Here is a 5,352-nt window from a genome sequence, read left to right as displayed (position 1 = left end):
GGATGAGAATGAGGGGGTAAGATGTTTAATTTTTTTAATAAGACATGCATGGAAAAATCTTGGCGTATTTTGTTTGCTTTTTGAGAATTCATTGATTGAGTTTCCTTTCTTTTGGGGTTGAATGTGGGGATGCCGGGGCGTGGGGTGTGGTGGGCGGTTGTTGATTTATTGGAGGTTGGTGATTTGGTTGGATGGTGTGGGTTGATGATTTTATTGAAATGAAAAAGACCCCGAGGGATGGGGTCTGGGGGGTTAATGATTATTTTTTGGCGATAAAAAAAAGACTCTCGGGGAGAGTCTTGGTTTTTTAAATAATGTTTAAATTATTTTTTTGCAATTAATTCAATAATTGGATTCATTGGGTTGTTTCAACGATAAAAAAGTATCTAAAATAGCTTTTATTTTATTAATAAATATCGTGATTAGGATCAAAGCCAAGAATATAAAAAACATAATTGATTTTTATACCTAATAAACGACTTTGTTCGGTAGTTTTTAATTGATGAATTGCGTTCCCTTCAGCAAATTCTATAATTTTTTGAAAACCAGCTTGAATAAGTTTGATATTTGGAACTTCATGAAAACGCAAATTACTTTTTTCAACATCTATAAAAGATGAATGTTGGATTGCTTTATCTAGCGGATAAAGTACATCATCAAAAAATTTTTTAATTTTAAAACGTTTGAAATATTTGAAAGGATCGTGTTTTTTAACAAAAGAATAACGAAATTTTGGTTGCGTTTTCATTGTTATTAATTGATTTTTTGTAATTTATTTTTAAAATATTTTAATATTGTTTCGTCTGAAATGACATTTTTAGACCAATCATCATTATTATCCCAACTTATTTGCCAAGGTTTTTCTTGATGATTTAATGTTGATAATTCATCGCCAGTTTTGTCGCCGTATTTCTGGATAATTGTGTCGATGATTTTTCGAGATTCTTTTGTTAAATTTTCTGTATTGCCTTTGGGGGTGGTTTTAGTTATTGGTTGCCATGTATTATGTTTGAATTCGTTATATAATTGTGGAAAAACAGCACCATGTAGCCAAGCTTCGATTTTTTCATTCGTAAAGATGGGATTTTGTTTTTCGACTAAATGTTTTGCATAGACATAATAAACCATTTTTTGTAATTTCATGTTTGTGATGGGATGGGGAGTGTTTTGGATGATATAATTGGTAACATCAAAAATACTAATTTTTGGGTTGGTTTTTTTTATTCTTGAATTGAGTGTTTTTGTTAACATGTTGTTTTCTCCTTTTTTGTTTGATTTATTTAATATTATTATATATTAATTTTTGGTTTTTTTGACAATAAATGGGTGGATTTTTTTGTTGTGTTTGATTGTTTGTTGACATTGTGGAAACGCCTGAACGTGGTGTGTGTATTTTTGGGTTATTTAAAGGAAAAGACCCCGGGGGGCGGGGTCTGGTTGAGGATGGGGGGTTGGTTAATTGTTGTTGGTATCATTTTCCACATAACCTAATTCTTGGAAAGATTGAATGTCAGTTTCAAAAAGATAGACTAGGACTTTTTTAGTGCCGGAGCGGTTTTTTTGGATGTTGACTTCGATGAATTCGTGGTTGTCTTCTTTTTGGTGGTGGGCGAAATTATTGATTAATTGAGTATCATAGGGGTTATAACAGTTAACTTCTTTTTCTTTTGTTTTTTGTAAGTCCCAATGGGGTTGCCATTTTGACATAGTGAGAACGATGTCGGAATTGGTTTCTATTCCTCCGCTGCCTTTTAGAGAAGCGACGTTGGGAGTGTGTTGGGTTCCTGGTTTGTATGAATCACGGGAGAATTGGGATAAAATGATGACTACGATTTTTAATTCTTGGGCCATGTTTTTTAAACTTGTCATGATTTCGTCTATTGCTAAACGGTCGTTATCTTGGTATTGGATAGATTTGGTGATTTGTAAGTGATCCAAAATGACGATATCGATTTTGTTATTTAATTTCAATTTGTATAATAAATTTTTGATATAGGTGAGGGAATGAGACTTTTCGTAACTGAACGTGAGGTTTAGTTGGCTGAAATGCGTTTGAGCGAGTTTCATTTTGTGTTCGTATTCTGTTTGGGTGATGTTATTGAAATCTTTTTCTAAAATAGTGTGTAAGGGGATTTTGGTTTCCTGAGCGCTTAATCTGGTGATGTTTTCGTCTGCTCCCATTTCAAAAGAGAATACTAACACGTGGGGGTAGTCCTGGGTTTCTTTGACTTTGACACGGGACAGGTCGTTGATTAAATGATACGTGAAAGCGGTTTTACCTAATCCTGTGGATCCACCGATGGTGATGACTTGTCCGCGTTTGAAGCCCTTAGTTGCGCGATTTAATGTTTTAAAATTGTCGGATAAATGGAAGTATTCTTCTTCTATTTTGGCTTTTGCTTCTGCGGATGCATCAAATATTTCGGGGAACTGTTGAGCCATTTCGCCGACCGTCATGAGGGACTTGTCCTCATCGTTGGGTAGGGAGAAGACGAATTCTTTGAGTTTTTTGAAGATATTATCGTAGTATTGTTCTTTTTGATGAGGGTCGGCGTTTTCGTGTGTTGGTCGGGTGTATTCGATTAATTTTTTGAAAAGTTGTTCTTTGGTGGAGATGTTTTGGAGCTTATCGATGAATTGCATTGATTTGGGATGGAGGTTTTCGTCGGTTAAATACGTGAAATCATCGTTATAAAATGAATCATCGGGGAAATTGTTAATGATGTATTTTTTGATTTCATCCACCATTTCTTCTCTGTTTTGGAATAATTTGAAGGGATTGTTAGCTAAGGAATCATTGATGAAAAGATGTTCGGTGGCGTTGAATATTTTTTGGTTTTTGTCGCTTAATAGGGGTTTAGATTTTATTAAAGAACTGAATAATTGGAGTTTTTCTAGATCTTTTTGTTGGATAAGGGTGATTAATTGGTGTAAGGCTTGTTGTTCGGGATTTAAAATGGACATTTGTTGTTTTCTCCTTTGATTTGGGGGTTTGATTTATTGTTGGGGGTTGATTTTTTGCCTGAGCGTGGTGATTATATGTTGGATTTTGTGGATTGATATAATTCGAGGGATTTTTTGTGTGATTGTTGGGCACGTTGATAGTCTTGTTGAATTTGTTGTTTTTCTTCGGTGTTGAAATGTGAGAGGTAGTAAATTTGTAGATCGCCGGATTGGAAATCGTATTCTTCGCGAAACCAAATAGTGCCGTTGGGTTTGTAGTAGGTGGTTGCGATGGGAATGCCGGTTTGAGGGTCGTAGTCGGAGATAGAGTAGAGGGAGCTGTTGGCTTCATAGGTAAATTCTTTGGTTATTTTGTTAGTTGTGGGGTTGTAGTGGGCAATATAGTCGATGGAACTGTTGGGGTGGTGGTAGGTTGTTTTTATTTTTCGGTTGTTTTTATTATATACGGTGAGGGTTTTGTAGCCATTTTTGTCGATGTGGGTGGTGGTTTTGTTGTTGGGGGTTGAGTTTTCTGCCTGAGCGTTGTTGTTATGATTGTTTGTCATTTTTTGTTTTCTCCTTTGATTTTGGTTTTTATTTTATTTGTTGTGTTGATTGCCGGAGCGTGTGTGTGTTATATGTGTTTTTGTTGGTTTTAGGGATTGATATAATTGGAGGGCGAGTTGTTGCTCTTGGAGAGTGGTTTGATATTCTTGGAAGGCGGAGTGTTGTATTTTTTGGGCGTGTTGTTTTTCTGCGGGGGTTGTTTGAGAGAAATAAAGGGTACAGATACGTTCTTCCCAAGGGGTTTTAGGATTGAATTTTTCGATGCAGTAGAGGAAACCGTCGGGATTATACCAAGTAGTTTTGGCAAGATTGTGGGTTTGAGGATCATGTTCGTTGATGTAGTTGAGAGAATTGTTGGAGTTGTAATAAATGGAATTGATTTTTTTGCCAGAATTCGGGTCGTAGTTGACGATAGATTGAATGGCGCCGTCAGTGCGGTAGGTGATGTATTTGGTTTCATGGTTGGTGATGGGATCGTAGTGGGTGATGATTTGAACGGCGCCATTGGGGTGATAAGAAGTTAATTTGGATATGTTGCCGGTGATGGGGTTGTGTTCTTCGATGAAACCGATGGTGCCGTTGGGTTTGTAGTGGGTTTCTTTGATTTTTTGTTTGTTGGCGTTGTAGGTAGTGATGATGCAAAAACCGAACGAGTCGGTGTGGGTTGTGGACTTTGGTGTATCGTAATTTTGGTTATTGGTTGTCATTTTTTTCTCCTTTTTTGTTTGTTTTTTTTGGGTTGTTGTGTTTATTTGCCGGAGCGTGTGTGTTGGTGTGGGTTGATTTGATGTGGGGGTGGTGTTAATAGTGGGTGGTGCGGGATTGGGGGTCGTGTTTTTTGGGATTGTAGATAATGATGTAATCAATTGTTTTTCCGTCGGGGAGATAGTGGATGGATTTGGTTTCTTTTTCGGTTTGAGGATCGTAGTCGCGGATCATTTCGAGAGAACCGTCGGAACGGCGGATGGTGCGTTTGATTACGTTGTCGGTTTGGGGGTTGTAGTCTTCGGTTAAGCATCCGCCGTCGAAGTCATAGGAGGTGTATTTTATTCTGTTTTCGGTGATGGGGTCGTATTCCCAGATATCTTCAACGGAGCCGGCGGAGTAGTAGTTGATTTCTTTGGTTTTGTTTCCTGTTTGGGGGTCGTATTCTTGGATGAAGTATAGGTAGTAATTGTTTTCATTGTCGAAATCAGGGGGATTGAAATGAGATGAATAATGTGTTCTTTTGATGATTTGATCTAAATGGTTGTATTCGGTGATGACTTTGTTTTTGAGTCTGTTGATGTGGGTGGTTGTTCTGTTGTTGGGGGTTGATTGTTCTGCCTGAACGTGTGATTTGTGGTTGTTTGTCATTTATTGTTTTCTCCTTTGGTTTTTGTTTTTTGTTGGATGTTATTTTTTGTTTTGGGTGGAGTGGTATTCTTGGAGGGCGAGCTGGCGGGTTTTTTCGGCGGTGATTTTTTCTTCGATGGAGATGTTTGAGGGGTAGCGGGTGCCGTTGTATTTACCTAGGGAATCGAAGTCGGCGATATAGTGAAGGGAGCCGTTGGGGTGGTAAGAGGTTTGTTTAGTGTAATGATTGTTTTGGGGGTTGTATTCATTGATGTAGTTGATGGTGTCGTCGAGGTTGTAAGTAGTGGTTTTGGTGCGGTTGCCGGTTTGGGGGTGGTAGTCTTTGATGCGGCGAATGGAGCCTTTGGAGCGGGAGTAGTAGGTTTCTTTGATGAGTTTGTTGGTGATGGGGTCGTAGTCTTCGATGCAGGCGAGAATACCGCCAGACCCATAATAAGTGTTTTTGGTGTTTTTGTGGGATATGGGGTCGTAGTCTTTGATGTGGTT

7 protein-coding genes are annotated in these 5,352 nt (G+C 38.0%); all 7 read right to left on the bottom strand.

Annotated features, from left to right (window positions below):
• Positions 1-406: 406 nt before the first annotated feature.
• Positions 407-748, bottom strand: coding sequence for a hypothetical protein (locus HR065_RS00485; RefSeq protein ID WP_178733963.1), 342 nt, complete (start codon positions 746-748; stop codon positions 407-409).
• Positions 749-753: 5 nt separating this feature from the next.
• Entirely contained in the window at positions 754-1,251 is a 498-nt protein-coding gene (locus HR065_RS00480; protein ID WP_178733962.1) for a Panacea domain-containing protein, read from the bottom strand.
• Positions 1,252-1,455: 204 nt separating this feature from the next.
• Positions 1,456-2,964 carry a replicative DNA helicase gene (locus HR065_RS00475; RefSeq protein ID WP_178733961.1) on the bottom strand — a complete coding sequence of 503 codons (1,509 nt, stop codon included), beginning with the start codon at positions 2,962-2,964 and terminating at the stop codon, positions 1,456-1,458.
• 71 nt (positions 2,965-3,035) lie between these two features.
• Positions 3,036-3,509, bottom strand: coding sequence for a DUF2963 domain-containing protein (locus tag HR065_RS00470; protein WP_178733960.1), 474 nt, complete (start codon positions 3,507-3,509; stop codon positions 3,036-3,038).
• Positions 3,510-3,542: 33 nt separating this feature from the next.
• The gene (locus HR065_RS00465) at positions 3,543-4,376 is read right to left on the bottom strand and encodes a DUF2963 domain-containing protein (protein ID WP_178733959.1); all 834 of its coding nucleotides are present in this window, start codon (positions 4,374-4,376) and stop codon (positions 3,543-3,545) included.
• Positions 4,312-4,866: a DUF2963 domain-containing protein gene (locus tag HR065_RS00460; protein WP_178733958.1), complete on the bottom strand. Its 555-nt coding sequence runs from the start codon at positions 4,864-4,866 to the stop codon at positions 4,312-4,314. Before HR065_RS00460 ends, HR065_RS00465 begins: the two co-directional genes overlap by 65 nt.
• A gap of 39 nt (positions 4,867-4,905) precedes the next feature.
• Positions 4,906-5,352, bottom strand: a 447-nt coding sequence (locus HR065_RS00455; RefSeq protein ID WP_178733957.1) for a DUF2963 domain-containing protein, incomplete at its 5' end; no start/stop codon positions are given.

The sequence above is a fragment of the Candidatus Phytoplasma pruni genome, assembly GCF_013391955.1.
Classification (GTDB): Bacteria; Bacillota_I; Bacilli_A; order Acholeplasmatales; family Acholeplasmataceae; genus Phytoplasma.
This window is presented reverse-complemented; position numbering and strand designations above follow the sequence as displayed.